The 2,034-nt window shown below is 69.3% G+C and carries 4 protein-coding genes; all 4 read left to right on the plus strand.

The window, feature by feature from the left end; translation table 11 throughout:
• Positions 1-419: DUF5797 family protein (locus tag B9G38_RS16495; protein WP_143415573.1), on the plus strand; the 419-nt coding region annotated here is incomplete at its 5' end.
• Positions 420-498: 79 nt separating this feature from the next.
• Positions 499-945 carry an SHOCT domain-containing protein gene (locus B9G38_RS16500; RefSeq protein WP_086221099.1) on the plus strand — a complete coding sequence of 149 codons (447 nt, stop codon included), beginning with the start codon at positions 499-501 and terminating at the stop codon, positions 943-945.
• 81 nt (positions 946-1,026) lie between these two features.
• Positions 1,027-1,272, plus strand: coding sequence for a YhbY family RNA-binding protein (locus B9G38_RS16505; protein WP_086221100.1), 246 nt, complete (start codon positions 1,027-1,029; stop codon positions 1,270-1,272).
• Positions 1,272-2,034, plus strand: a 763-nt coding sequence (locus tag B9G38_RS16510) for a mechanosensitive ion channel family protein (RefSeq protein WP_086221101.1), incomplete at its 3' end; no start/stop codon positions are given. The genes B9G38_RS16505 and B9G38_RS16510, both read left to right, overlap by 1 nt.

Here is a 2,034-nt window from a genome sequence, read left to right on the forward strand (position 1 = left end):
AGATGGAGAGCGGAAGCGAGGTCCACGGCTACCTCGAGAACCACCTGAAGGAGTACTACTACCGCGACGACGACAGCCTGATCCGCGCGACGGCGGAGGCGAACGGCCTCGTCGACGTCGAGCCCGGAATCGAGCCCGACGCGGTCGCGCGCGGGGCCGTCCCGGAGACGGTCCGCGTCTCCGAGCTGGAATCGCGGGTCGTCGACGTGCTCGCCGGCCCGGAGGAGCGCTCGCAGTCGGTCGTCAGCGTGCTCAACGCGGTCCGCGAGGCGTTCGACGCCGACCCCGAGGTGGACGCCGTGCGCCGGGCGCTCCGCAGCCTCGAACGCAAGAACGTCGTCGAGGTCGTCTACCGCACCGTGCCGACGTTCCGGCTGGCAGCCGAGCGCGACGAGTTCACGGTCGAAATCGAGGAGTAGCGGGGGCGAAGCGCGGTTCGGCCACCGGCGTCTCCGCCTGCCGACACGACTTTGTACCGCGACGGAGACCGTCACGCCGATGGCCGACGACGAGACCCTCCGCGAGCGGTTCGCCCGCAACGCCCGCGGCATCGCCGCCACGACGGTCACAGGGACGTGGCTCGCCGCCCTCCTGGCCGGGTTCGACTGGTGGCTCGGGTTCATGCTGTTCGGATACATCGTGGTCGTCCCGCTCGTCTCGATGCTGTTCGACGAGGAGGACGGGGAGTCCGACTCAGCGGCGCACGACCCCGACCCGCTCTGGGGCAGACACGGCGAGGCGGCGGAGCGCGACGAGGCGACCGACGACACGACGGACGCCCTCCAACGGCTGCGAACCCGGTACGCCAACGGCGACCTCACCGACGAGCAGTTCGAGCGGAAGCTCGATCGACTCTTAGAGACCGAGACGCCGGAGGACGCGGCCGAGTGGGCCGAACGGAACCGCTCCGCCGATCGGGAGCTCGACGCCGACTACGAGCGGTGACGCGCGGACCGGGCTCGCGGCGGTCTCCCCCCGGCGCGGTCGAACCTCAAGCTTCAATGCGCGCGGTCGACTCGACAGGGTATGAGCGACCAGGAACTGCGGAAAGAGGCCCACGACCTCGACGTCACGGTCTGGGTCGGGAAACACGGTATCGATTCGGTCGTCGACGAGCTGGCCGACCAGCTCGACGACCGCAAGCTGGTGAAGGTGAAGTTCCTGCGGGCGGCCCGCGGGGGCACCTCGACCGACGAGCTCGCCGACGAACTCGCGGACGCGGTCGGCGCCGACCTGATCGAGACGCGCGGGACCCCGGCGGTGCTGCACTGATGAGCGCCGCGGACGGGGCGGTCGGGGCCGTCGCCGTCGCGGGAACGCTGGAGCCGTACCTCGGCCCGCTGACCGACGTCGTCGTCGACGCCGCGATCTTCCTCGTCGTCGTCGCCGCGACGTACGTCATTTACAAGTCCGTCATCACGTCGATCCTCCGCCGGGTGTTCGACAGGCAGGGCCTCGACGAGCACGCCCGGCGCCCGCTCCAGAAGATCGCGGCGTTCCTCGTGCTGTTCGCGGGGGTCACGGTCGCGTTCGGCGCGGCGGGGTATCAGGGGTTCCTGCGCTCGCTGGCGACGATCGCGGCCGCCGCGACGCTCGCGATCGGCTTCGCCTTACAGGACGTGATCAAGAACTTCGTCGCGGGCGTGTTCATCTACACGGACAGGCCGTTCCGCATCGGCGACTGGATCGAGTGGGACGGTAACTCGGGGGTCGTGGAGGACATCTCCTTCCGCGTCACCCGCGTGCGAACGTTCGACAACGAACTGCTCACGGTGCCGAACGCCGTGCTCACCGGCGACGTGGTCAAAAACCCCGTCGCGAAGAAGACGCTCCGCCTGAAGTTCGTCTTCGGGATCGACTACGAGGACGACGTCGAGAAGGCGAGCGAGATCATCGTCGAGGAGGCGGAGCGGAGCGACGACATCCTCGACGACCCCGCTCCCTCCGTCCGCCTGACCGAACTGGCCGACTCCTACGTCGGCCTCCAGTCGCGGATCTGGATTGAGGACCCCTCGCGGGCGGACTTCGTGAAGG

Source organism: Halorubrum sp. SD612, from assembly GCF_002135005.1.

Coding starts and splice junctions, on each gene's coding strand:
- B9G38_RS16500 (WP_086221099.1), top strand. CDS start 499: ATGGCCGACGACGAGACCCTCCGCGAGCGGTTCGCCCGCAACGCCCGC.
- B9G38_RS16505 (WP_086221100.1), top strand. CDS start 1,027: ATGAGCGACCAGGAACTGCGGAAAGAGGCCCACGACCTCGACGTCACG.